Source organism: Sphingomonas carotinifaciens, assembly GCF_009789535.1.
Lineage (GTDB): Bacteria > Pseudomonadota > Alphaproteobacteria > Sphingomonadales > Sphingomonadaceae > Sphingomonas > Sphingomonas carotinifaciens.
Map to the genome: position 1 here is coordinate 1,765,104 of NZ_WSUT01000005.1, position 24,714 is coordinate 1,789,817.

Here is a 24,714-nt window from a genome sequence, read left to right on the forward strand (position 1 = left end):
CCATGCGCATCCTGATGACCGCCGACGCGGTCGGTGGCGTCTGGCAATATGCGACCGATCTGGCCGCCTCGCTGGTGCCGCACGGGATCGAGACGGTGCTGGCGACGCTGGGCCCGCCGGCGACGGCGGCGCAGCGGGGCGAGGCGGCGGCCGTGCCGGGACTGACGCTGGTCGAAACCGGCCTGCCGCTCGACTGGCTGTGCGACGAACCCGGCCCGGTGCAGGCGGCGGGCGAGGCGATCCGCGCGCTGGCCGAGCGCGAGGGGGTGGGCCTGGTCCACCTCAACCAGCCCTGCCTTGCGGCCGAGACCAGCTATCCCGTGCCGGTCGTCGCGGTCATCCATGGCTGCGTCGCGACCTGGTGGGATGCCGCGCACGGCACCCAGCCCGACCGCGCCTTTGCCTGGCAGGCGCGGCTGGTGCGCGCCGGACTGATGCGCGCCGATGCGGTGGTCGCGCCCAGCGCCAGCTATGCCGCGATCGTCGCCCGCTGCCACCGGCTGCCGACGCCGCCGCTGACCGTGCATAACGGCCGCGCCGCGCTGCCCGTGCCTGCGGGGCTCGCCCAGGCCGATCATGTGCTGACCGCCGGGCGGCTATGGGATCAGGTGAAGCGTGTCCGCCTGCTCGACGAGGCGGCGGGGCGCATCGCCTGGCCGATGCTCGCCGCCGGCCCGCTGGTCGCCCCGCATGGCGAGACGATCGAGCTCCGGCACGCCCGGTCGCTCGGTACGCTTTCCACCCCCGATCTGGCCGCGCAACTGGCACGCCGGCCGATCTTCGTCTCGTCGGCCAGCTTCGAACCGTTCGGCCTGTCGGTGCTGGAGGCGGCGGCGGCGGGCTGCGCGCTGGTGCTGTCGGGGATCGACACGTTTCGCGAGTTGTGGACGGGCGCTGCGCTGTTCGTCGACCCGGACGACGCCGATGGCTTTGCCGCCGCGATCGGCCGCGTCATCGCCGACCAGGCGCTGCGCCAGCATATGGGGGAGGCCGCCCGCATCCGGGCCGCCCGCTACACCCCCGATGCGATGGCCGGTGCCATGGCCTCCATCTATGCCGGCCTGCTCGGCGCGGCCAAGCCCTCCACCAAGGTCGCCGCATGAAGATCGTCTATTTCACCCACAGCCTGCAATCCTGCTGGAACCACGGCAACGCCCATTTCCTGCGCGGCGTGCTGAGCGACCTGATCGCGCGCGGGCATGACGTGCGCGTCTATGAGCCGATCAACCCCTGGAGCCTGACCAACCTGCTGGCCGATGCGGGCGAGGCGGGGCTGGAGCCCTATCGCCGCCATTATCCGGAACTGTCCTCCCAGAGCATCGCGCCCGAAATCGCGCTGGAGCCGCTGGTCGACGGGGCGGATCTGGTCATCGTCCATGAATGGAACGAGCCGGCACTGGTCGCCGCGATCGGCGATGTGCGCAGGCGGGGCGGTTCGTTCCGCCTGCTGTTCCACGACACCCATCACCGCGCGGTCAGTGCCCCGGACGAGATGACCGCCTTCGACCTGTCGGGCTATGACGGCGTGCTGGCGTTCGGCGAAACGCTGTCCGAGGTTTATCGCGGCTGGGGCTGGGAGGGCCGGGTATGGACCTGGCATGAGGCGGCCGACACCCGCCGCTTCCACCCGCCGGCCGAGGAAGGCGCACGGTCCGGACTCGTCTGGATCGGCAATTGGGGCGATGGCGAGCGGACGCGCGAACTGGAAAGCTTCCTGTTCCGGCCCGCCGCCGAAGCCGGGCTGCCGCTCGATATCTACGGTGTCCGCTACCCTGACGAAGCCAGGGCAATGCTGGCCGCGCATGGTGCCCGCTATCATGGCTGGGTGCCCAATGCCGGCGCGCCCGACATCTTCGCCCGCGCGCTCGCCACGGTGCACGTGCCGCGCCGTTATTATGCGACGATCCTGCCCGGCATTCCCACCATCCGCGTGTTCGAGGCGCTGGCCTGCGGCATCCCGCTCGTCTCCGCACCGTGGGAGGATGCCGAAAGCCTGTTCCGGCCCGGCACCGACTATCTGGTCGCGGCCGATGGCGCCGCGATGACCCGGCAGCTGCGGGCACTGGCCGAAGACGCCGATCTGCGCGCCGCGCTGGTCGCCGCGGGGCTGGAGACGATCCACGCCCGCCACACCTGCGCGCACCGCGTCGACGAACTGCTTGCCATCGCGCGCCAGTTGCACGCGCCCGCGCCCCAGAGGACCGCCGCATGAAGATCGCCTTTTACGGCTCCAGCCTCGTTTCCTCCTACTGGAACGGTGCCGCCACCTATTATCGCGGCATATTGAGCGCGCTCGCCCGCCACGGCTGGGACATCACCTTTTACGAGCCCGACGCGTTCGACCGGCAGAAGCATCGCGATATCGATCCGCCCTCCTACGCCCGATCGGTCGTCTATCCCGCCACCCCGGAGGCGCTGCGCGACGTGCTGGCGGAGGCGCGGGGCGCCGACATCGTGGTGAAGGCGAACGGCGTCGGCGTGTTCGACCGCGAACTGCTGGAAGGCATCATCGCCAATGCCGGGCCCCACGCGCTCAAGATCTTCTGGGATGTCGATGCCGCCGCGACGCTGGACGAGATGCGCGGCGACGCGTCGCACCCCGTGCTCGCCGCGCTCCCCGATCTGGACATGGTGCTGACCTATGGCGGCGGGCCGCCGGTGGTGGACGCCTATACCGGCTTCGGCGCGAAACGGTGCATCCCCGTCTACAATGCGCTGGACCCGGAGACGCATCATCCGGTCGCGCCCGATCCGCGCTTTGCCTGCGATCTCGCCTTTCTGGGCAATCGCCTGCCCGACCGCGAGGCGCGGGTGGAGGAATTCTTCCTGAAGCCCGCCGCCCGCCTCGCCGATCGCCGGTTCCTGATCGGCGGCAATGGCTGGGAAACGAAGCAGATGCCCGGCAATGTCCGCCACCGCGGCCATGTCTACACCGCCGAGCACAACGCCTTCAACTGCACGCCGCGCGCGGTGCTGAACGTCGCACGTGACTCGATGGCGCATATCGGCTTCTCGCCCGCCACCCGCGTGTTCGAGGCGGCGGGCGCGGCGGCCTGCCTGATCACCGATGCGTGGGAAGGGATCGAACAGTTCCTGACCCCCGACAGCGAAGTGCTGGTCGCGCGCGACGGGCAGGACGTGGCGGATCATCTGGCGGCGCTGACCACCGAGCGGGCGCAGGCGATCGGGCAGGCGGCGAAAGCGCGGGTGCTGGCCGAACATACCTATGAACTGCGCGCGGTGCAGGTGGACGCGCTGTTCCGCGACCATCTCGCCCGGCAGGCGGTGCCGGCATGAGGCTCGTCGTCCTTGGCCTGTCGCTGTCCTCGTCCTGGGGCAATGGCCACGCCACCACCTTTCGCGCGCTGCTGAAGGCATTTGCCGCGCGCGGGCACGATATCCTGTTCCTAGAACGCGACGTCCCCTGGTATGCCAGCCAGCGCGACTGCACCGATCCCGATTATTGCGAACTGGTCTTTTACGCCGACCTGGACGAACTGCGCAGCCGCTGGGGCAAGGCGATCGCTGAGGCCGATGCGGTGATCGTCGGCTCCTATGTGCCGCAAGGCGTGGAGGTCGGGCGGCTGGTGCAGGAACTGGCGCGCGGCGTCACCGCCTTTTACGACATCGACACGCCCGTGACGCTCGCCAAGCTGGAACGCGGCGACTTCGAATATCTCTCGCCGGCGGTGATCCCCGGCTACGACCTGTATCTGTCGTTCACCGGTGGGCCGACGCTGGACCATCTGGAGCGGCAATATGGCTCGCCGGCCGCGCGCGCGCTGTTCTGCTCGGTGGACGAGGATGCCTATCGGCCGCTGGAGGTGGCTTCGCGTTGGGACCTCTCCTATCTCGGCACCTACAGCCCCGATCGCCAACCGACGCTGGAGCGGCTGTTGCTGGAGCCGGCGCGGCGCATGCCCGATCGCCGCTTCGTCGTTGCCGGGCCGCAATATCCCGCCGACATCGACTGGCCGGCCAATGTCGAGCGGATCGAGCATTGCCCGCCTGCCGACCATGCCGCTTTCTACTCCGCCTCGCGCTTCACGCTGAACGTGACGCGGGGCGACATGATCGCGCGCGGCTGGTCGCCCTCGGTGCGCCTGTTCGAGGCCGCGGCCTGCGCCACGCCGATCATCTCCGACATCTGGGAGGGGCTGGACCAGCTCTTCGTGCCGCAATCGGAAATCATCCTGGCGGACGGCACCGAGGCGGTGGTGGCGGCGCTGTCCGGCGAGGATGCCGGGGCGATGGGCCGTGCCGCACAGGCCCGCGTGCTGGCCCAGCATACCGCGCGCCACCGCGCGGCCGAACTCGAAGCATATCTGGAACATGCCGCAACAGCGGCCGCACGCGAGCCGCAGGTCGCGTGACGATGACCATGGAAAGGAAGAGGCAATGGCAGCATCGGAGGAGGTGATCCTGATCGCGGGCGGCGCGGGGTTCATCGGCTCGCACCTGACCGCGCGATTGTTGGACGAGGGGCGGCAGGTGATCGTCCTCGACAATCTGCAGACCGCGCGCCCCTCCAACCTGCGTCTGCTGGAAGGGCGGCCGGGCTTCACCTTCGTGCAAGGCGACATCGTCGATCCGCTGCCCGAGGCGGTGTTGCGCGAAGCGGGCCGCATCGTGCGCATCTACAATCTGGCCTGTGCCGCCTCCCCGCCGCAATATCAGGTCGATCCCGAACACACGATGCTGACCAACGTGATGGGCACCAACCATCTGTTGCGCCTCGCCGAGCAGACGGGCGCGCGCTTCCTGCTCACCTCCACGTCCGAAGTGTACGGCGACCCGGAGGTGCATCCGCAGGTAGAAGGTTATCGCGGCTGGGTGAACTGCACCGGGCCCCGCGCCTGCTATGACGAGGGCAAGCGCGCCGCTGAGGCGCTGACCTTCGACTATGCGCGCATGAAGCGTGCCCAGGTCCGCGTCGCGCGCATCTTCAACACCTATGGCCCGCAGATGCATCCCGATGATGGCCGCGTCGTCTCCAACCTGATCTGCCAGGCGCTGTCGAACCGCGACATCACCATTCACGGCGACGGCACGCAGACGCGCAGCTTCTGCTATGTCTCCGACATGGTCGACGCGCTGATCCGCCTGATGGAAAGCGAGATCGACGGGCTGGAGCCGGTCAATCTGGGCAACCCCAACGAGCTGACCGTGTCGGACTTGGCGGAGAAGGTGGTGGCGATGACGGGCAGCACCAACCGGCTGGTCTATACCCCGCTCCCCCAGGACGATCCCCGCCGCCGCCGCCCGAACATCGACCGGGCAAAGGCGCTGCTCGGCTGGGAACCGCGCGTGCCGCTGGCCGACGGTCTTGCCAAGACCTGCGCGTGGTTCGCCGAGGAACTGGGGCGCGTGCCGCAACGGGTGGCGGCGTAGAGCCTCAGCCCCGGCCCGCGCGAACCGCCGCCAGCACCCGCTCCGCCAGCTCCGGCCGGCAGATCAGCAGGTCGGGCAGCAGCGGGTTCTCGCAATTATAGACGAGCGGGCTGCCGTCGATGCGCGACGCGTGCAGCCCGGCGGCCATCGCCACCGCGGCGGGCGCGCAATTGTCCCATTCATATTGCCCGCCGTCATGCAGGTAGATGTCGGCGCGCCCGTCGACCACCGCCATCGCCTTGGCACCGGCCGACCCCATCGGGATCATCGTCGCGCCGAGCGCCTCGCCGACGCCGCGCGCGATTTCCGGCGCGCGGGAGCGGCTGACCACCACCCGCAACCGATCGGGCAGGGGGGGCGGGGTCGCCGCCACATCGTCGGTCGCGAACACGCGGGCCAGCGCCGGCACCGCCACGGCGCCCACCGCCGGGCGGCCGTCGATCGCCAGCCCGATATGCACCGCCCATTCGTCCGATCCGCTGGCATATTCGCGCGTGCCGTCCAGCGGGTCGACGATCCACACCCGTCGCGCCGCGCAGCGCGCACGGTCGTCCACCGACTCCTCGGACAGGATGAAATCGTCCGGCCGGGCGGCACGCAGCCGGTCGAGGATCAGCAGGTTCGCGTCATGGTCGCCGCGGTCGCCCAGCGTCTTGCCGGAACAGTCGCCGGCGCCGCGGATGCGCGCCAGCAACGCCCCCGCCTCCAGCGCCACCGCGCGTGCAAGCTCCGCATCGGTCACAGGTCGTAGGTCCACACGCCAAGCAGATGCTCGACGATCCGCTCGGCCGCCGCCTCCGGTGTCTCGCGCACCGTGTCGATGCGCAGTTCGGGCCGGGTCGGACGCTCATAGGGGCTGGAGATGCCAGTGAAGTCGGCGATCTCACCGGCCCGCGCCTTGGCGTAGAGGCCCTTCACGTCGCGGTCCTCCGCCACGTCCAGCGGCGTATCCACGAAGATCTCGACGAACTCGCCCTCGGGCAGCATCCGGCGCACCATGTCGCGCTCGGCAGCGAAGGGCGAGATGAACGCGGTCAGCACGATCAACCCGGCATCCGCCATCAGCTTGGCAACCTCGCCGACGCGGCGGATATTCTCGATCCGCCCCGCCTCGCTGAAATCCAGATCGCGGTTCAGCCCATGGCGGATATTGTCGCCGTCCAGCAGGAAGGTGTGCCGCCCCATGGCGTGCAGCCGCTTCTCGACCAGATTGGCGATGGTCGACTTGCCCGATCCCGACAGGCCGGTGAACCACAGGACGCGCGGCGTCTGCCCCTTTTGGCGCGCATGCGCCTCGCGCGTCACGTCGATCGACTGCCAATGGACGTTCTGTGCGCGGCGCAGCGGCTCGGCGATCATGCCCGCCGCCACCGTCGCATTGGTCGCGCGGTCGATCAGGATGAAGCCGCCAAGGTCGCTGCCCTTGGCATAGGGCTCGAACACGATCGGCCGATCGGCATAGACCTCCGCCACGCCGATATCGTTCAGGCTGAGCGTCGTTGCCGACAATTCGGCCTGCGTATTCACGTCCACCACATGGCGCGGCGGCTGCACGACCGCGTTGACCAGTTGCGTGCCCAGCTTCAGCCAATATCCCCGGCCGGGCACCAGTTCGGCATCCGCCATCCACACGATCGTCGCGAGCAACTGGTCCGCCACCTCCGGCGGCGCGGACGCCGCGGCGATCACGTCCCCGCGCGAGCAGTCCACCTCGTCGGCCAGCACCAATGTCACCGCCTCGCCGGCGATCGCGCTCGGCCGATCCCCCTCGAAGGTGACGATCCGCGCGACCTTGGAACTGCGTCCCGACGGCACGATCCGCACCGGATCGCCCACCGATATCCGTCCGCCCGCGATCAGCCCGGCAAAACCGCGAAAGTCGAGATCGGGCCGGTTCACCCATTGAACCGGCATGCGGAAAGGGCGCAGCCCTGCGCGGTCTGCATCGACGTCGATGCTCTCCAGATGCGGCAGCAGCGCGGGACCGTCATACCAGGGCATCGTGTCCGAGCGGCTGGTGACGTTCGCACCGGTCAGCCCCGACAGCGGAATGGCGCGGAAATGCTCGATCCCGATCGCCTGCGCGAACGCGGCATAGTCCGCGACGATCGTGTCGAACACCGCCTGGTCGTTGCCGACCAGATCCATCTTGTTCACCGCCAGCACGATCTCGCGAATGCCGACCAGATGCGCCAGATAGCTGTGCCGCCGCGTCTGGGTCAGCACGCCTTTTCGCGCATCGATCAGGATCACCGCGCAGTCGGCGGTGGACGCGCCCGTCACCATGTTGCGCGTATATTGTTCGTGGCCGGGCGTATCCGCGACGATGAACTTGCGCCGCTCGGTCGCGAAGAAGCGGTAGGCGACATCGATGGTGATGCCCTGCTCGCGCTCGGCGGCAAGACCGTCGACGAGCAGCGCGAAGTCGATATTCTGCCCCTGCGTCCCCAGCCGGCGCGAGTCCGCCTCCAGCTGGTTCAACTGATCCTCGAAGATCGTCTTGGAATCGTAGAGCAGCCGCCCGATCAGCGTCGACTTGCCATCGTCCACCGACCCGCAGGTTATGAAGCGCAGCATCGACTTGTTCGCATGCCCCTCCAGATAGGCCGCGATGTCGGATGCGATCAGCGCGTCGGGCTCATAGACGCCGCGGGGCGCAAGCTCTGCCATGCTGGCCATCAGAAATACCCCTCGCGCTTCTTCTTCTCCATGCTCGCCGCCTGATCATGGTCGATCGCGCGGCCCTGGCGTTCGCTGGTCGTGGTCAGCAGCATCTCCTGGATGATCGCGGGCAGCGTCGCCGCCTCGCTCTCGACGGCACCCGTCAACGGATAACAGCCGAGCGTGCGGAAGCGGATCGAACGGTCCACCGGCACCTCGCCGGGGCGCAAGCGAAAGCGGTCGTCATCCACCATCAGCAGCATGCCGTCGCGCTCCACGGTCGGGCGCGGTGCGGCGAAGTAAAGCGGCACGATCTCGATATTCTCCGCCAGGATATATTGCCAGATGTCCAGCTCGGTCCAGTTGGACAGCGGAAAGACGCGGATGCTCTCACCCTTGTGCTTGCGGGTATTGTAGAGCCGCCAAAGCTCAGGCCGCTGCGCCTTGGGGTCCCAGCCGTGCGAGGCGGAGCGGAACGAAAAGATGCGCTCCTTGGCCCGGCTCTTCTCCTCGTCGCGGCGGGCGCCGCCGAATGCCGCGTCGAAGCCATGAAGCGTCAGCGCCTGCTTCAGCCCCTCGGTCTTCCACATGTCGGTATGCCGGCTGCCATGATCGAACGGATTGATGCCCTGCGCCTCGGCCTCGGGGTTGCGATGGACGATCAACTCCATCCCCGCATCCGCCGCCGCCCTGTCGCGCAGGTCGTACATCGCGCGGAATTTCCACGTCGTATCGACATGCAGCAGCGGGAAGGGCGGACGCGCCGGGAAGAACGCCTTCTTGGCCAGATGCAGCATCACCGCCGAATCCTTGCCGACGGAATAGAGCATCACCGGGCGCTCGGCCTCGGCGACGACTTCGCGCAGGATGTGGATGCTTTCGGCTTCCAGGCGCTGGAGATGGGTGAGACGGGTCATCTCCACGCCAGATAATGTCTCTGGCGCACGGTGCGACCAACTTATCCTAACACGCGCCCAAGTCGTCGCCGTCCGCCTGCTCGCGTTCGATCGAGTCGAGAATGCGCGCGCCCGCCATGAAGACGGCGATCGGGCAGACCGCGAACATCATCTTGCCAGGCCAGCCGGGATATTGATCCAGATACACGACGCCGCGCTGACACGCACCCACGGCCAGGCCGTAGATGATGAGGAACGCCTCGAACTTGCTCTTGATCGTGAAGAGCCTGACGATCCGGTGCCACATGGGTGAGGGTTAGACACCCGTGGCCGAAGCGGCGCAACCGCGCACCCCGTCCCGGAATGGGAATCGCTATGGCCTGATGGTGTCAGCGGACCCTAAAAACCCGTTCGTCTCGAGTAGCCGTCGAGTAGCGGCAAAGCCGCGTATCGAGACGGTGTATCGAGAGACAGGTTGCCGCGTACAACAACGTCTCGATACGAGCCCTCGATACGCTCCTGCGGAGCTACGTGATCTCTACTCGACACGAACGGGCAGGGGTGAAGGCTTCATGCGCTAGACGTTGATCACCAGTGCGGCGGCAGGTCGAGCACCTCCAGCAGCGCCGCGCGGGCGGCCTCGATCGCTACAATCAACGCCGGGTCCGCGATATCCCCGGGCGCGATCGTCTCCGGCCAATAGGCTTCGACCACCGCCGCGATACGATCGAGCCGTGCATGATCGACCAGAAAGCGCGGGTCGACCGTGGCGGGATCGGCGACGACGCGCAGGCGAAGGCAGGCAGGGCCGCCGCCATTCGCCATTGATTCGCGCACGTCCACCACCTCCAGCCGGCGGATCGGGCCGTTGCCCGCCACATGATCCTCCAGCCATTGCCATACACTGGGTGTCGCGCGTGCCTCGCCCGGCAGCACCAGCGCCTGCTCGCCCGAGGGCAGCGTCACGAGCTGCGCGTTGAACAGATAGGAGGCGATGGCATCCTCCAGCGACACGCGCGCGGCGGGCACCTCGACGATCTCCACCTCCGGCATCAACCGGCGCAGATCGGCGTAGAAACCGTCGCGATCGGCAAAGGCCTGTTCGTGCGCGAACAGCACCCGGCCATTGGCCACTGCCACCACGTCGTTGTGAAAGGCGCCGGCCGCGATCGCGACCTCGGACTGTTCCACGAACAGCGTGCGTGCGGGGTCGAGCCCATGCGCGCGCGCCACCGCCTCGCATGCCTCGCGGTGCTGGCGCGCGGGGAAACGCCCGCCGCTGCGTCCATAGACGAACACCTCGACACCGGGCGCGCCATGATCCACGCACAACCGCATATGGTTGGCCGCGCCCTCGTCACCAAAGGGGGGCGGCACGGGGCCATGCACCGCAAAGGCCGGGTCGGCAAAGGCGACGCGCAGCTGCGCCAGCGTTTCGGACCATTCATGACTGCGGTGCGGCATCGTCACCAGATTGGCGACGCTCAGGTGGCAGCGACCGTCCGCCGTGTCGGGGGCCGGCGAGACCGTCGCCGCATTGGCCGCCCACATCGCCGACGCGGACAGCGCCTGCGCCTTCAGGTGCGGCGGCGCCTCGGCATAGCTGGTCGAAAGCCGTGCCAGCCAGTCGTGATCGGGGCGCCGGTGGGGCAGCAGCACGCCCTGCACCAGTCCCAGGTTCAGATTGGCGCGCATCTTGGCGATGCCCTGCAACGCGGCGGCGCGCGGGTGCGACGATTGGCCGGCATTGCGGGTCGCGGCCAGATTGCCGTGGCTGAGCCCCGCATAATTATGGCTCGGGCCGACGATCCCGTCGAAGTTGATCTCTCGCAGCATCGTGCTCACCACCGCCCCACATGCACCACGTTGTCGCCCGCCCCGACATCCAGCGCGCGGGCGCAATCCTCGGACAGGATGATCCCGCCATCCTCGTGCCGGATATGGCCGAAGGCGCAGCGGAAATCGCCCAGCACGCCGGTCGCCACCAGCGCCTCCGCCCCGCCGCCGCGGTCCACCGATATGACGCGATCGTCGGCCGCCTCGCGGATCGAGCGCACCCGATCGGTTCGTGCCGTCATCGTCGGCCCGCCGTCGAAGATGTCGACATAATTCTCATAGGCGAACCCTTCATTCTCCAGCATCCGCATCGCGGCCCGGCCGGAGGGGTGGGGCAGGCCGATCGCGGCGCGTGCGGTCTCGGTCAGCATCGCGGTGTAGATCGGATGCTTGGGCATCAGGTCGGCGATGAACTGGTGGCCGTTGATCGCATTGAACTGGTCGGCATCCTGGAAATTCATGCCGAAGAAACGGCCGGCCAGCCCGTCCCAGAAGGGCGATCCCCCCGCCTCGTCGATGACGCCGCGCAGCTCCGCCAGGATGCGGTCGGCAAAGCGTGCCCGGTGCTGGCGGACGAACAGATAACGGCTGCGCGCCAGCAACAGGCCGAGGCCGCCGGCCCGCTCGCCGGGGTGCAGGAACAGCCCGCCCACCTCGCTCGCACCCTCCAGATCGGTGGTCAGCGACAGCATTTCGGCGCGAAAGGTCCGCTGCAACTCGCGGCTGTGCTGGGTCAGCGTGCCGAGGCGGTAGCTGTAGAAGGGATGTCGCTGCCCCACCTGGGTGAAGATCTGGCAGGTGCCGCGCACCTCGCCGGTGTCGGCGTTTTCCAGCATCAGCACGAACAATTCGTCGTCCAGCGCGCCGGCGGTGCGTGAAAAGGCAGCGTGGCTGCGCTCCAGCTTGGCGACCAGCGCACGCCTGTCGGGCGGCAGGTTGGTGAAGCCGCCCCCGGTCAGCTTGGCCATTTCATAAAGATGTTGCAGGTCGGCGTCGCGCGCGGCGCGGATACGAAACGTCATTGGCGGCCCCCCAAGCCGATGGTGCGCAAGATGGTGAGTGCGGACAGCGCGGCGCGTTCGGCCAGGCTGTCGGGAATCAGGAACTCGTCCGCCGAATGGATCGCCCCGCCGCGCACGCCCATCGTGTCGACCACCGGCACGCCGGCCGCCGCGATGTTGTTGCCGTCGCACACCCCGCCCGTCGCCCGCCAGCCGATCGACAGTCCCATATCGGCGCCCGCCTGCCGGACCCGCTCGAACAGCGCGGCGGCGCCCGCATCGATCGGCTTGGGCGGTCGGTTGAAGCTGCCATGCACCGACACGGCCACATCATGCGCCTGCGCGACGGCCTCGGTGATCCCACGCATCGCCGCATCCGTCCGCGCGATCGCCGCGGCAGAGGCGGGGCGGAAATTGACGTGCAGCATCGCAAGATCGGGCACCACGTTGTTCGGCCCACCGCCTGCGATCCGCGCCGGGTTCACGCTCAGGTCGTCCGCCATCAGCGCGGCCAGCTGCACTGCAATCGCCGCTGCCGCGACGACGGCGTTGCGCCCGTCGCGCGGGTTGCGCCCGGCATGCGCGGCCCGCCCGCGCACCACGATCGTGAAGTTGCCCGTGCCGCCCCGCGCGCCTGCCAGCGTCCCGTCGGGCAGCGCGGGTTCATAGGTCAGCGCCGCCACCTTGCCGCGTGCCGCCTCCGCCAGCAGGGGCGCGGACGCCGCCGATCCGGTTTCCTCGTCCGAATTGATGACCACCGCATAGCCGAGCCGCGCCGCCGCGGGAGACGCCTCCACCGCCCGCAGCGCCGCCAGCATCACCGCCAGCCCGCCCTTCATATCGGCCACGCCGGGGCCGTTCAGCGTGCCATCCTCCATCCAGCGCAGCGCCTGGAATGGATGGTCGACGGGATAGACGGTGTCCATGTGCCCGGTGAACAGCATCTGCACCGGCGCGTCGGGGCGCACGGTCAGAGCCAGGTGGCGGCCATGCGCCAGGGGCGCGGGCACCCCGTCCGCGCCCACCCGCTCGACCGGTGCCGGGTCGACCAGCGACACTGCGCCCGGCAGCACGGCAAAGGCATCCGCCAGCCGCCCCGCCACCGTCGCCAGACCGGCCAGATTGCCTGTCCCGCTGTTGATCGCGGACCAGTCCTCGACCTGGGCCAGCATCGCGCCGGCATCGATCCGGTCGATCGCGGCGCGCTCGTCGTTGGTCATCCCCTCCATGCGGGGGAGCCTAGCCCAAGCGAGCCTTCAGAAGCTATAGACGAGCGACGCGCGGGTGGTGGTGTCGGTCGTGCGCCGGCCGACCGGCGGCTGGCTTTCATACTGCACCGTGTACGACATCTGCGCCGACAAGGGCCCGAGCAGCCGCGCATTGAGCCCGGTCACGCTCGATACCGTGCTGTTGAATTCCTGCAGATAGGCCGATGTCGTCTGGTTCAGGCTGATCGCATTGGTCAGCTTCCACCCGAAATTCACGTTGCCGCGCGCCGCCAGGCTGCTTTCGATCGTGTCGTCAGTGAATTCGGTGTGCCGGAACGCTGGCCCCAGTTCCAGGTCCAGCGTCACCCGCCGTCCGCGGATCACGCTGTAGCCGGCCCCCGCCGATCCCGAGTAACGGTTGAAATAGCCCAGGAACTTGTCGCTCTCGTACAGGGCGGAGCCATAAACGTAGATGTCGGCGTTCAGCTTGTAGTTGGGCTCGTACCGCGCCAGATAATGTTCGCGGTTGGTGACGTTGCTGGCTTCCTGATAATCGGCCTGCAAATACACTTTGTGCCGCCATTGCAGGCCTTCGCGCGTCAGGTCGATGATCGCGGTCACGCCCAGATTGTCGGTGTTGCCCGTGGTTGCATAGCCGCCCAGCTCGGCCCGGCCGCGCCACAGGTCGAACACCCCCGCCTCGCGCACGGTGCGCGTCTTGCTGGCGCTCTTTTCGTCGCGCCATGCCTCCACCACCGCATTGATCGCGTCGGCCGCCTCCGGCGAGGCGTTCAGCGCATAGCGGACGATGGTCGAGATATCATTCTCGTTGCCCGACGCCACGGCGGCATCCAGCATCGCCTTCACGGCCGGCGGGATCAGCGCCGGATCAGGATCGCCGGTATTGGCGAGCAGGAACGGAGCAGCGGCAAGGAGGAACAGGAAACGCACGACGATCGCCCTTACGGTCGCCGCGTCGCGGCGGAAACGGCGTCGCTGCCCGGGGTTGCGCCGAGATGAGGCGTGAACGCGACCAGCACCTGTTCGTACAACGCCTTTTTGAACGGCACGATCATCGCCGGCAGGTCGGCCGGATCGGCCCAGCGCCAGGTGCGGAATTCCGGGTGGGCGGTGCGGATGTCGATATCCCCGTCATTCCCTAGGAAGCGGAACAGGAACCAGCGCTGCCGCTGCCCGCGCCACTTGCCCTTCCAGACCTTGCCGATCAGCTCGTCGGGCAGGTCGTAGAAGAATTCGCCCGGCGCCTCCGCGATCAGTTCGACATGATCGGCCACGACGCCGGTTTCCTCGAACAATTCGCGCACCGCCGCGGCGTAGCCGTCCTCGCCCGGATCGATCCCGCCCTGCGGCATCTGCCACGCCTCCAGCGTCGAATCGAGCCGCTGGCCGACGAACACCCGGCCGTCACGGTTCATCAGCATCACGCCCGCGCAGGGGCGATAGGGAAGGTCGGTCATGGGATCAGCCGGCAGCCTGGATGGAAACGCGCGCCGCTTCGGCTTCGGTGACGACAGCCTTCAGCGCAAGGATGAAGCCGGCGACATCGCCGACGGCGGAGGGGATGGCACGACGCAGCGTGATGAAGCCGTGGACGGTGCCCACCGCCTCGCGGAACACCACCGGCACGCCCGCCCTGGCAAGCGCCGCGGCATAGGCGCGGCCCTGATCGCGGATCGGGTCCAGGCTGGCGGTGACGATCACCGCCGGGGGCAGGCCGGTCAGGTCGGCGGCCATCGGCGAGGCGCGGGCATGATGGATGTCGGCGGCATAGGCATCCGCGAACCAGCGCAGCGAATCGCGCGACAACAGATAGCCTTCGCCGAACGCTGCGAAGGAGGGATAATGCGTGGTCAGATCCGTCGCCGGATAGATCGGCGCCTGCACGATCACCGGCAACGCCGCCGGATCGTCCCGCAAGGCGATCGCGGTGGTGATGGTCAGCGTGCCGCCCGCGCTGTCACCGCACAGGATAAGCGCGGTCGCGGCAATGCCCAGTTCGGCCGGGTTGCCCGCCACCCAGCGCGCCGCCGCCTCCGCATCGTCGGGCGCCGCCGGCCACCGATGCTCGGGCGCGAGGCGGTAGCCGACCGACACCACCGGCAACCCGGTGCCCCGCGCCAGCGCCGCGCAAAAGGATGCGTGTGTGTCGAGGTCCCCGATGACGAAGCCGCCGCCATGATAGAAGACGATGACCGGGCCGGGCACGCGCGCCTCCACCGTGTCGAACAGCCGCGCCGGGATGGTGCCGGCGGGGCCGGGGATCGCCAGGTCGCGGATCACCGCCAGTTCGCCCACCGGCAATTCGGCCACGTCGTTCGATGCCAGAAACAGCGCGCGCGCCGCCGCCGTTTCCATTTCGTGCATCCGCGGGCCGGGTAGCGCGTTGAGATAGGTTAGGAACTGGCGAACGTCAGGTCGGACGAAAGGCTGATCGGACATGCGGTTCCTCGAAGCGACGTGGCAGGGGCTGTCTAGAGATCATGATCCATGTCGTCCATCACCCCGCCTATGTCTCGCCCGCGCCCGCCCGCTCCACCTATCGCTGGGGCAAGAACGGCTTGATCCGCGACCTGCTGCTGGAGGAGGGCGCACGCATCGCCTGGCACCAGCCGGAGGCGATGCCGCGCCACTGGCTGGAGGCGGTGCACGACCCCGATTATGTCGCGGAAGTGCTGGAGGCGCGGGTGCCGCCCGAAAAGACCCGCCGCATCGGCTTTCCCGTCACGCCCCCCGTCGCGCTCCGCGCGCAGATGGTGCCCGCCGGCACCTGGGCCGCCGCGCATCTGGCGCTGTTGCACGGTTTTGCCGCCAATACCGCGGGGGGCAGCCACCATGCGCTGGCGGCGACGGGGGCGGGATATTGCGTATTCAACGACCTTGCGCTCGCCGCCGTCCGGCTGGTGGAGGAAGGTACCGTCGCCCGCATCGCGATCGTCGATTGCGACGTGCATCAGGGCGACGGCACCGCCGCGCTCACCGCCGGCCGAAGCGATATCGCGACCTATTCGATCCATGCCGAAAAGAACTTCCCCGTCCGCAAGGCGCGCTCGACGCTCGATGTCGGCCTGCCCGACGGCGTCGATGACGATGGCTATCTCGACACGCTGGCGACCACCCTCGTGCCCTTTCTCGACGATGTCGCGCCCGACCTGATCCTCTACCAGGCCGGCGTCGATCCCTTTGCCGGCGACCGGCTCGGCCGCTTGTCGCTCAGCCTGGACGGTCTTGCCCGGCGCGAGCGGCTGATCGCCGACCTCGCCATCCGGCGTGGCGTGCCGCTCGCAAGTACGGTCGGCGGCGGTTACGGCGACGACGCGCTCGCCATCGCCCGGCGCCATGTCGATGCCATCCTGACGCTCGGCACCGCCTTTGCCCCCATTCGCACCGGAACCCCGTCATGACCCAGCCCTCGATCCTCTGGTTTCGTCAGGACCTGCGCCTGCACGACCAGCCCGCCTTGTGCGCCGCCGCCGATGCCGGGCCGGTCATCCCGGTCTATGTGCTGGATGACGATGCACCCGGCGACTGGCGGATCGGCGGCGCGCAGCGCTGGTGGTTGCACCACAGCCTCCATGCGCTCGCCCGCGATCTGGAGAGCCGGGGATCGCGGCTGCTCCTGCGCCGCGGGCCCGCGGCGAAGGTGCTGGCGCAACTGGCGGGGGAAAGCGGCGCCGGCGCCATCCATGCCATCCGCCATTACGAACCCTGGTGGCGGGCCGCCGAGGCCGATCTGGGCGAGCGGCTGTGCCTGCATGACGGCAATCATCTCGCCCCGCCCGAGGCGGTGACGACAGGGTCGGGCAAGCCGTTCCGCATCTATTCGGCTTTCTGGCGCGCGTTGCAGGCACATCTGCCGCCGGAGGCGCCACGGGAGGCGCCCGAGACGATCCCGGCACCGGACCACTGGCCGGATAGCGATGCGCTTGCCGAATGGGCGCTGCTCCCGACCGGACCCGACTGGTCGACCGGTTTTGGCGAGGAATGGCAACCGGGCGAGGCGCAGGCCCACGAACGCCTCGCCGATTTCGTCGACCGCGTCGCGGGCTATGAGCGGGACCGCAACCTGCCGGCGGAGGAAGGCACCTCGCGCCTGTCGCCGCATCTCCATCACGGCGAGATATCGCCGCGCGCCGTATGGCATGCGATCGAGGGGCAGCGCGACGCGGAGAAATTCCGCAAGGAACTCGCCTGGCGCGATTTCACCGACGGGGTGGTGATGGCGCTGCCCCGCTATGCCGACGAAAATGGCCGCGACGCCTTTGACCGGTTGCCGTGGCGCAAAGGCGCGGCGGCGCAGCGTGATCTGCGGGCGTGGCAGCGCGGCCGCACCGGCTATCCGATCGTCGATGCCGGCATGCGCCAGCTGTGGACCAGCGGCTGGATGCACAACCGGGTGCGGATGATCGCGGCATCCTTTCTGGTAAAGCACCTGCTGATCGACTGGCGCGAGGGCGAGCGCTGGTATTGGGACTGTCTGGTCGATGCCGATTACGGCAACAATTCGGTCAACTGGCAGTGGATCGCCGGGACCGGCATCGATGCCAACATGTTCGGCCGGATCATGGCGCCGCTCGGCCAGTCGGAGAAATTCGACGCGGGCGATTATATCCGGCGCTGGGTGCCCGAACTCGCCGACCTGTCCGACGCGCAGATCCACGATCCCGACGACGCCGCACGCCCCCAGGCCTATCCGCACAGGATCATCGGCCACCGGGAGGGGCGCGAACGGGCATTGGCCGCGGCGAAGGCGATGCGCGGCTGACCCTTTTCACCCGCGCGTTCGCCGTGCATGGGGCGCGCCATGAACGAAACCGTGGCGATGGTGGGGCAGGGCGGCAGCACGTCGAGTCGGATGGTCGCGCCCATCTTCCACCGGCTGCTCGACCGCATCGACCGCGGGCTGGCGGCGGGCGCGATCGAGGCGAGCCTGCCCGATGGCACGCAGCGCCTGCTCGGCGGCCGCGCGCCCGGCCCCGTGGCGATCGTCGCCGTGCACCGCTGGCGCGCGCTCGTCCGGCTGGCGACCGGCGGGTCGGTGGGCTGGTACGAGGGATGGGCGGCAGGCGACTGGTCCAGCCCCGATCCGGTCCCCTTGTTCGACCTGTTCATGCGCAACCGCGTGACGCTGGGCGACGCGGCGCGCGCCGGCGGCGTGGTGAAGGTGCTGGCGCGGCTCGGCCACCGTTTCCGCCGCAACGACCGCGCCGGATCACGCCGTAACATCGCTGCCCATTATGATCTGGGCAACGACTTCTATCGCGAATGGCTCGATCCCGGCCTTACCTATTCCAGCGCGCTGTTCACCGCGCCCGGTCAGTCGCTGGAGGCGGCGCAGGACGCCAAGCTGCGCGCGGTGCTGGACCGCACCGGTGCGAAACCGGGCGATACCATCCTGGAGGTCGGCTGCGGCTGGGGCTCGTTCGCCGCGCTTGCGGCAGGTGCCGGCGTCGGCGTTCATTGCCTGACGCTGTCCACCGAGCAGAAGGCGGTGGTCGATGCGCGCGGCCTGCCCGGCGTTTCCGTCTCGCTGACCGACTATCGCGACGCGACCGGCACCTATGACGCCATCGCCAGCATCGAGATGGTGGAGGCGGTCGGCCAGGAATATTGGGCCGCCTATCTCGACATGATCGCATCGCGCCTGAAGCCCGGTGGGCGCGCCGCGATCCAGTATATCACCATCGCCGACGACGTGTTTCCCGCCTATGCGGACAGCGTCGACTTCATCCAGCGCTACGTCTTTCCCGGCGGCATGCTTCTTTCCGAATCCCGTTTCCGCCGGCTCGCACAAGCACGCGGACTGCACTGGGACGCACCCCATGCCTTCGGCCTCGACTATGCCGAAACGCTGCGTCTCTGGCGCGAACGCTTCGATGTGGCGGTGGCGGAGGGGCGATTGCCCGCCCGTTTCGACGCGCGGTTCGTCGCGCTGTGGCGCTATTATCTGATGTATTGCGAGGGCGGTTTTCGCGGCGGCGGCATCGATGTCGCGCAGGTCACTTTGGTGAAGCGCTGAGCGCTACCGCGCCTTGCGACAGCGGTCCGAGCAATAGACGACCTGGTCCCAGTCGCGCGCCCATTTCTTGCGCCAGGTGAACGGCCGCCCGCAGGCGGGACAGAGCTTGGTGGGCAGGTCCCGCTTGGCGACGCCGTTCGGCATCAGCGCGGCTCTTCGTCCAGAAACGCGGCGACGTCGGCCAGATCGACCGTCTTGTCGAGAAAGGTCTGGCCGATCCCGCGCGCCAGCAGGAAGGGCAGGGTGCCCGCATTCATCTTCTTGTCGTGCCGCATATGCGCGACCAACGTCTCGCCGGATGCGGCGATCCCCGCCGCGGCCAGCCCGTCCGGCAGGCCGCTCGCGCGCATGTGCGCCGCCACCCGCATCGCCTCCTGCCCCGAACACAGCCCCAGCCGCGCCGAATAACGAAAGGCGAGCGCACATCCCGCCGCCACCCCCTCACCATGCAGCAACCGGTCGGAGAACCCGGCCTCCGCCTCCAGCGCATGCCCGAAGGTATGCCCCAGGTTCAGCAGCGCCCTGATCCCCGCCGTCTCATGCTCGTCCGCCGCGACGATGCGCGCCTTGGCCGCCACCGCATGCGCGATCGCATGAACCCGCGCCTCGGCCTCTCCCGCAAACAGCGCCCCGGCATGCCCCTCGCACCATTCAAAGAACGCAAAGTCGTCTATCAACCCATACTTCACCACCTCCCCATACCCGGCCCGCACCTCGCGCACCCCCAACGTATCCAACACGTCCGGGTCGATCAGCACCATGGCGGGCTGGTGGAACGCGCCGATCAGGTTCTTGCCCGCGCGCGTGTTGATCGCGGTCTTGCCGCCCACCGACGAATCGACCTGCGCCAGCAGCGTCGTCGGGATTTGTACGAAGCGGCATCCGCGCTTGAGGATCGCGCAGGCGAAGCCGACCAGATCACCGATCACCCCGCCGCCAAGGGCCACGACATGATCCTGCCGCTCGACGCCGAGTTCGAGCAGGCGGTCGCAAAGCTGCTCCAGGATCGGCCAGCTCTTCGTCTTTTCCCCCGGCGGCAGCACGATCGCCTCGCTGGCAACGCCGGCCGCAGTCAGGGCGGCCTGCAGGGTGGCGAGGTGCGGGCGCACATTCTCGTCGGTGACGATCGCCATCGTGCGACCGCGCGCCAGCGGCACCAGATATTCCGCGGCGCGTGTCAGCAGGCCGGCCTCGATATGGATCGGATAGCTGCGCGCGCCGAGCGCGACGGTGACGGTCTTCATCGTCCGATGGCCTTCAGGATGGCGGCGACCGTTGCTTCATGGGGGCCGCGGTGGCTGGATACGTGGATGGGGGCGAGCGCGTAGATCGGGTTCCGCTTGGCGGCGAGGTCGGCCAGCACCTGCCGAGGATCGCGACCGCGCAGCAGCGGGCGGGTATCGCGCTTGCGTACCCGTTCGACCAGCACGTCGGTGTTGGCGGTCAGCCAGATGGCGGTCGCCTGTTCCAGGATCAGCGCGCGCGTCTCGTCGTTGATGAACGCGCCGCCGCCGGTGGCGATCACCTTCGGGCGGCCATCGACCAGCCGCGCGATCACCCGCCGCTCGCCGTCGCGAAAATGCGCCTCGCCGAATTTTTCGAACATGTCGGCGATGGTCATGCCCGCCGCCGCCTCGATCTCGTGGTCGGCATCGACAAACGGAACGCGCAGGCGGGCGGCCAGACGGCGGCCGACGGTGGACTTGCCCACGCCCATCAGCCCGACCAGCACGATCGGCTGGCCGTCCCATGAGGCGGGGGCGGGGTTGTGGCTTTGCAACATCGCCGCCTGCGCTATACAGCGGGACCGCGCCCGGCAACATCCGCCGGGCAACATTGCTTCATAGCCAAGGTTTGCGTCCCATGTCCCGCCTGGTCATCTCGCTTGTCGTCATCGTGGTCGTGGTCGTGGGTGGCATGGCGCTGCTGGGCGGTCGCGCCACCGAACGTCCGACGACCCAGGTCGAGAAGGCGGTCTCGCTTGCCAATCTCCAGTAAGCGCGCGGTTTTCCTGACGTTGGGGCTGGTGAGCGCGGCTGCGCTCGCCTCGGCGCAGGATCGGCCCGAATCGCTGCTTCCACCCGGCTTCGGTGATCCGGCGCCAAGCCCGACCCCGGCACCGGCAGGATCGCTTCCGCCGCCGTCGGTCGCGCGGCCCGATCCACCCGGCGCGGTGGTGCAGCCGCTGCCGGTGGACACGCCCAGCCCGACGCCGTCGCCCACGCCCAGCCCCGTCGATCCGGCCATTGCCGCCCAATATGAGATGCCGGGCTATGCTCGCCGCTCGCTGGATCTGATCGGGCCGGCGGGTATGCGCGAGGGCGGGGTGGACGCCGCGGCATTCGCCACGGCCAATGGGCGCTTTGCCGAACAGTTGATGCGGCGCCTGAGCGCACCGCTGCCGTCGCGCTGGATGTCGATCCTGTTGCGGCGCACGCTGGCAGCGCGTCTGGTCAAGCCCGAAGCCGTGAACGGCGCCGATTTCGCCGCGGAGCGTGCCTGGCTGTTGCTGCGCATGGGCGAATCGGCTCCGGCCCGCGCCGTGGTGCAGGGTGTCGACACTGCGAACTACACGCCCAAATTGTACCAAGTTGCGATGAACGCGATGCTGGCGACGGGGGATGCGGCGGGGTTGTGTCCGTTGGCGGCGGGGGGCGCGGCGGTGACGCGGGAGGGCGGCTGGATGGTGGCGCAGGCGATGTGCGCCGGGCTGGAGGGTCAGTCGGCCGAGGCGACGGCTGCGATGCGGGTCGTTCGCCGACGTCGCCTGGGCGAGGATATCGACCGCAAGCTGGCGGAAAAGGTGATCGGCGCCGGCGCGAACAGCCGGCGCGCGGTGACCATCGAATGGGGCGGCGTCGACCGCCTGACCGTCTGGCGCTTCGGCCTGGCGAACGCGACCGGCGTCGCCATCCCGGACGAGATGCTGGACGGCGTCGGACCGCAGGCGCGGCTCTGGCTGGCGCAATCCCCGATGCTGCCGCTGGCGGAGCGACTGCCGCTGGCGGAGCGTGCCGCGGCACAGGGCGTGTTCTCCAATGTCGCGCTGGTCGATCTGTACGGCAGCGTCGCGGACGATGATTCGGCCCCCAATGCCGCCAGTGCCGTCGCGAACGATCTGCGCACCGCCTACACGGCCGGCGACGCGGGTGGACGGCTGGCGGCGCTGCGCCAGATCTGGGGCAGCGAGCCGCGGACACGCTATGACCGGCTGGTGCTGACCGCGCGGGCGGCGGCGCGCCTGCCGGTGGCCGCCGAGAGCGAGGATGGCGACCGGCTGGTCGCGTCGATGCTGTCGGCGGGGCTGGATCGCAGCGCGGCGCGGTGGCGCAGCGCGGTGACGGCAGGCGGCGACGCCTGGGCGATGATCCTGCTTGCCGATCCCGATGCGCAGTCCAGCATCAGCTATGACGACATGGCCGTCTATGGCGGCAGCGGCGGCGATTCGCGCCGCAAGCAGCAGATGCTGTTTGCCGGCCTTGCGGGCCTCGGCCGGATGAGCGCCGAGGATGCCGAGCGTGCCGCGCAGGCGCTGGACGTGCGGATCGGCGCGCAGAATAGCTGGACCCGCGCAATGGACCGCGCGGTGGAGCGCGACCAGCCCGGCATGGTCGTGCTGCTGGCCGCGATCGGCATGCAGACCGGCGACTGGCGCGGCGTGCCGCCACAGGCGCTGTACCGCATCATCAGTGCGCTGCGCGCCGTCGGCTTCGACGGCGAGGCACGGATGATCGCGGCCGAGGCGATCGCCCGGACGTGACCGGCCCTGCGGACCGCGCGCTGATCGACCGGTTCCTGGAGATGATGGCGGCGGAGACGGGCGCGGCGGCGAACACCGTCGCGGCCTATCGCAGCGACCTGTCCCTGGCATCGCAGGTGCTGGACGGCGGATTGGCACGGGCCGATGCGGATGCGATCGCGACGCTGACCCATGAATGGCGCGACCTGTCGCATGCCAGCGTGGCCCGCAAATCCTCCGCCTTGCGTCGTTTCTTCGCGTTCCTGCACGAGGAAGGGCACCGGGCGGACGATCCCGGCACCGCATTGCCACGGCCGGGCACGCGGCGCGCGCTGCCCAAGGTGTTGAGCCACGCCGATGTCGATCGCCTGTTCGCCGCCATTGCCGAGCGGCTGGCGGTGGCGCACCCGGCCGCCAATGATCTGCGCCTGTCCGCGCTGGTGGAGCTGCTCTACGGATCGGGCCTGCGTGCCAGCGAGCTGGTCGCGCTGCCCCGCGGGGCGGTTCATCCCGACCGGCCGTTCCTGATCCTGCGCGGCAAGGGCGGTCGTGAGCGCATGGTGCCGATATCGGACCGGGCGCGCGCGGCGGTGGCGGCGTGGCGCGCGCATGTCGCCACCGACCGCGCCTGGCTGTTCCCCAGCGGCAAGGGGCATCTGACCCGGATCCGGTTGTACCAGTTGCTGAAGGCGCTGGCGGCGGAAGCGGGGGTGCCCCCCGACCGGGTCAGCCCGCACATCCTGCGCCACGCGTTCGCCACCCATCTGCTGGAGGGGGGCGCGGACCTGCGCGCCTTGCAGGCGATGCTGGGGCATGCGGACATCGCCACCACCGAAATCTACACCCATGTCGATGCCGCGCGACTGGTCGAACTGGTGAATACGCGTCACCCGCTGGTCGATTTGGCCGCGCGCGACGCCTGAGGGGGGTGCGCCCTCGTTGATTTTCCGGCCGGTGCACCGTAGGCGCGCGGAATGCCTAGCTTCCTCGACTTCGAGAAACCGATCGCCGAGCTGCAGAACCGGATCGACGAGCTGCGGGAAACCGCCGCCGACGGCACGGTGGACATCGCAGCCGAGATCGCCCGTTTGCAGACCAAATCCGACAAGCTGTTGCGCGATACCTTTGCCAAGCTGACGCCGTGGCAGAAGACGCAGGTGGCCCGTCATCCCGAACGGCCGCACTTCAAGCATTATGTCGCGGCGCTGTTCGACGAGTTCGTGCCATTGGCCGGCGACCGGGCCTTTGCCGACGATCAGGCGATTCTGGGCGGTTTCGCCACGTTTCGCGGTCGCCGCGTCATGGTGCTCGGCCATGAGAAGGGCGAGGATACCGCCACGCGCCTTCGCCACAATTTCGGGATGGGCAAGCCGGAAGGGTATCGCAAGGCGATCCGGCTGGTCGAACTGGCCGATCGATTCGGCCTGCCGATCGTGACTTTGGTCGATACGTCCGGTGCGTTTCCCGGCATCCAGGCCGAGGAACGCGGCCAGGCGGAGGCGATTGCGCGTTCGACCGAGGCATGCCTGGCGGCAGGTGTCCCGGTGGTGTCGGCGATCGTCGGCGAAGGCGGCTCGGGCGGCGCGGTCGCGCTGGCGGCGGGCAACCGGGTGCTGATGTTCGAGCATGCGGTCTATTCGGTGATCAGCCCGGAGGGTTGCGCATCGATCCTGTGGCGCACCGCCGACAAGGCGCCGGAGGCGGCCGAGGCGATGAAGATGACCGCACAGGACCTGAAGGCGCTGGGCGTCATCGACACGATCGTCGCCGAGCCGGTGGGTGGCGCGCACCGGGATCGGGGTGCGGCGATCGGCGCACTCGGCGATGCGCTATCGGGTGCGCTGGGCGATCTGGACGGATTGAGCGCGGCGGAGTTGAAGCGGGCGCGTGCCGCCAAGTTCCTGGCGATGGGCCGGCTGTAACCCAGTTCATCGCAGGCCAAGCA

The 24,714-nt window shown here is 68.9% G+C and carries 25 protein-coding genes; 12 read left to right on the forward strand and 13 right to left on the reverse strand.

What is annotated here, in order from left to right; all coding sequences use genetic code 11:
• The first annotated feature begins 2 nt into the window (after positions 1–2).
• Genes GQR91_RS10430 through GQR91_RS10450 form a run of 5 tightly spaced genes read left to right on the forward strand, consistent with a single transcriptional unit; the run spans position 3 to position 5,391 of the window.
• Positions 3–1,103 carry a glycosyltransferase family 4 protein gene (locus GQR91_RS10430; protein ID WP_149682006.1) on the forward strand — a complete coding sequence of 367 codons (1,101 nt, stop codon included), beginning with the start codon at positions 3–5 and terminating at the stop codon, positions 1,101–1,103.
• A complete protein-coding gene (locus tag GQR91_RS10435; RefSeq protein ID WP_149681807.1) occupies positions 1,100–2,212 on the forward strand; it encodes a CgeB family protein in 1,113 nt (370 codons plus the stop codon). Before GQR91_RS10430 ends, GQR91_RS10435 begins: the two co-directional genes overlap by 4 nt.
• Positions 2,209–3,297, forward strand: a complete 1,089-nt coding sequence (locus GQR91_RS10440; protein WP_149681806.1) for a CgeB family protein — start codon at positions 2,209–2,211, stop codon at positions 3,295–3,297. The genes GQR91_RS10435 and GQR91_RS10440 overlap by 4 nt, the downstream gene beginning before the upstream one ends.
• A complete protein-coding gene (locus GQR91_RS10445; protein WP_149681805.1) occupies positions 3,294–4,373 on the forward strand; it encodes a CgeB family protein in 1,080 nt (359 codons plus the stop codon). Before GQR91_RS10440 ends, GQR91_RS10445 begins: the two co-directional genes overlap by 4 nt.
• A 25-nt stretch (positions 4,374–4,398) precedes the next feature.
• On the forward strand, positions 4,399–5,391 hold the full coding sequence (locus tag GQR91_RS10450) for a UDP-glucuronic acid decarboxylase family protein (protein ID WP_149681804.1): 993 nt from the start codon (positions 4,399–4,401) through the stop codon (positions 5,389–5,391).
• 4 nt (positions 5,392–5,395) lie between these two features.
• Here GQR91_RS10450 and GQR91_RS10455 read toward each other — a convergent pair whose 3' ends face one another.
• From GQR91_RS10455 to GQR91_RS10500, 10 genes are all read right to left on the reverse strand, one after another.
• Positions 5,396–6,133 carry a 3'(2'),5'-bisphosphate nucleotidase CysQ gene (locus GQR91_RS10455; RefSeq protein ID WP_235903925.1) on the reverse strand — a complete coding sequence of 246 codons (738 nt, stop codon included), beginning with the start codon at positions 6,131–6,133 and terminating at the stop codon, positions 5,396–5,398.
• Positions 6,130–8,070, reverse strand: a complete 1,941-nt coding sequence (gene cysN, locus GQR91_RS10460; protein ID WP_375781560.1) for a sulfate adenylyltransferase subunit CysN — start codon at positions 8,068–8,070, stop codon at positions 6,130–6,132. Before cysN ends, GQR91_RS10455 begins: the two co-directional genes overlap by 4 nt.
• On the reverse strand, positions 8,070–9,014 hold the full coding sequence (gene cysD, locus GQR91_RS10465) for a sulfate adenylyltransferase subunit CysD (protein ID WP_268878315.1): 945 nt from the start codon (positions 9,012–9,014) through the stop codon (positions 8,070–8,072). The genes cysN and cysD overlap by 1 nt, the downstream gene beginning before the upstream one ends.
• 1 nt (position 9,015) lies before the next feature.
• A complete protein-coding gene (locus tag GQR91_RS10470) occupies positions 9,016–9,255 on the reverse strand; it encodes a hypothetical protein (protein WP_112383991.1) in 240 nt (79 codons plus the stop codon).
• A gap of 281 nt (positions 9,256–9,536) precedes the next feature.
• Positions 9,537–10,784, reverse strand: coding sequence for an N-succinylarginine dihydrolase (locus tag GQR91_RS10475; RefSeq protein WP_149682004.1), 1,248 nt, complete (start codon positions 10,782–10,784; stop codon positions 9,537–9,539).
• A 5-nt stretch (positions 10,785–10,789) separates the two neighbouring features.
• Entirely contained in the window at positions 10,790–11,806 is a 1,017-nt protein-coding gene (locus GQR91_RS10480; RefSeq protein WP_149681802.1) for an arginine N-succinyltransferase, read from the reverse strand.
• The gene (locus tag GQR91_RS10485; RefSeq protein WP_174236603.1) at positions 11,803–13,014 is read right to left on the reverse strand and encodes a hydrolase; all 1,212 of its coding nucleotides are present in this window, start codon (positions 13,012–13,014) and stop codon (positions 11,803–11,805) included. The genes GQR91_RS10480 and GQR91_RS10485 overlap by 4 nt, the downstream gene beginning before the upstream one ends.
• Positions 13,015–13,041: 27 nt before the next feature.
• Positions 13,042–13,944 (reverse strand): DUF481 domain-containing protein, encoded by a 903-nt coding sequence (locus GQR91_RS10490; protein ID WP_235903924.1) that lies wholly within the window; start codon positions 13,942–13,944, stop codon positions 13,042–13,044.
• An 11-nt stretch (positions 13,945–13,955) separates the two neighbouring features.
• The gene (locus GQR91_RS10495; RefSeq protein ID WP_149681800.1) at positions 13,956–14,471 is read right to left on the reverse strand and encodes an RNA pyrophosphohydrolase; all 516 of its coding nucleotides are present in this window, start codon (positions 14,469–14,471) and stop codon (positions 13,956–13,958) included.
• 4 nt (positions 14,472–14,475) lie between these two features.
• Positions 14,476–15,453 (reverse strand): alpha/beta hydrolase, encoded by a 978-nt coding sequence (locus GQR91_RS10500; RefSeq protein ID WP_149681799.1) that lies wholly within the window; start codon positions 15,451–15,453, stop codon positions 14,476–14,478.
• A gap of 41 nt (positions 15,454–15,494) precedes the next feature.
• Between GQR91_RS10500 and GQR91_RS10505 the strand changes: the two genes are divergently transcribed.
• From GQR91_RS10505 to GQR91_RS10515, 3 genes are read left to right on the forward strand one after another with little or no spacing between them, the layout of a single operon-like run.
• Positions 15,495–16,415 (forward strand): histone deacetylase family protein, encoded by a 921-nt coding sequence (locus tag GQR91_RS10505; protein ID WP_149681798.1) that lies wholly within the window; start codon positions 15,495–15,497, stop codon positions 16,413–16,415.
• Entirely contained in the window at positions 16,412–17,776 is a 1,365-nt protein-coding gene (locus GQR91_RS10510; RefSeq protein ID WP_149681797.1) for a cryptochrome/photolyase family protein, read from the forward strand. Before GQR91_RS10505 ends, GQR91_RS10510 begins: the two co-directional genes overlap by 4 nt.
• Before the next feature lie 39 nt (positions 17,777–17,815).
• Positions 17,816–19,030, forward strand: a complete 1,215-nt coding sequence (locus GQR91_RS10515) for an SAM-dependent methyltransferase (RefSeq protein WP_149681796.1) — start codon at positions 17,816–17,818, stop codon at positions 19,028–19,030.
• A gap of 3 nt (positions 19,031–19,033) precedes the next feature.
• Here the strand turns inward: GQR91_RS10515 and GQR91_RS10520 are convergent, their stop codons facing one another.
• The 3 genes from GQR91_RS10520 to GQR91_RS10530 are packed head-to-tail and all read right to left on the reverse strand — an operon-like array spanning position 19,034 to position 20,813.
• Positions 19,034–19,174, reverse strand: a complete 141-nt coding sequence (locus tag GQR91_RS10520; RefSeq protein ID WP_112383998.1) for a DUF2256 domain-containing protein — start codon at positions 19,172–19,174, stop codon at positions 19,034–19,036.
• Complete coding sequence (gene aroB, locus GQR91_RS10525; protein ID WP_149681795.1) at positions 19,174–20,274, reverse strand: 3-dehydroquinate synthase; 1,101 nt, start codon at positions 20,272–20,274, stop codon at positions 19,174–19,176. The genes GQR91_RS10520 and aroB overlap by 1 nt, the downstream gene beginning before the upstream one ends.
• The gene (locus GQR91_RS10530) at positions 20,271–20,813 is read right to left on the reverse strand and encodes a shikimate kinase (RefSeq protein WP_112384000.1); all 543 of its coding nucleotides are present in this window, start codon (positions 20,811–20,813) and stop codon (positions 20,271–20,273) included. The genes aroB and GQR91_RS10530 overlap by 4 nt, the downstream gene beginning before the upstream one ends.
• 80 nt (positions 20,814–20,893) lie before the next feature.
• Between GQR91_RS10530 and GQR91_RS19785 the strand changes: the two genes are divergently transcribed.
• Genes GQR91_RS19785 through GQR91_RS10545 form a run of 4 tightly spaced genes read left to right on the forward strand, consistent with a single transcriptional unit; the run spans position 20,894 to position 24,691 of the window.
• Positions 20,894–21,028: a hypothetical protein gene (locus GQR91_RS19785; RefSeq protein WP_260173116.1), complete on the forward strand. Its 135-nt coding sequence runs from the start codon at positions 20,894–20,896 to the stop codon at positions 21,026–21,028.
• Positions 21,012–22,790, forward strand: coding sequence for a hypothetical protein (locus tag GQR91_RS10535; protein ID WP_211368598.1), 1,779 nt, complete (start codon positions 21,012–21,014; stop codon positions 22,788–22,790). Before GQR91_RS19785 ends, GQR91_RS10535 begins: the two co-directional genes overlap by 17 nt.
• The gene (locus GQR91_RS10540) at positions 22,787–23,692 is read left to right on the forward strand and encodes a tyrosine recombinase (protein WP_149681793.1); all 906 of its coding nucleotides are present in this window, start codon (positions 22,787–22,789) and stop codon (positions 23,690–23,692) included. Before GQR91_RS10535 ends, GQR91_RS10540 begins: the two co-directional genes overlap by 4 nt.
• Before the next feature lie 51 nt (positions 23,693–23,743).
• Positions 23,744–24,691, forward strand: a complete 948-nt coding sequence (locus tag GQR91_RS10545) for an acetyl-CoA carboxylase carboxyltransferase subunit alpha (RefSeq protein ID WP_149681792.1) — start codon at positions 23,744–23,746, stop codon at positions 24,689–24,691.
• Positions 24,692–24,714 lie beyond the last annotated feature (23 nt).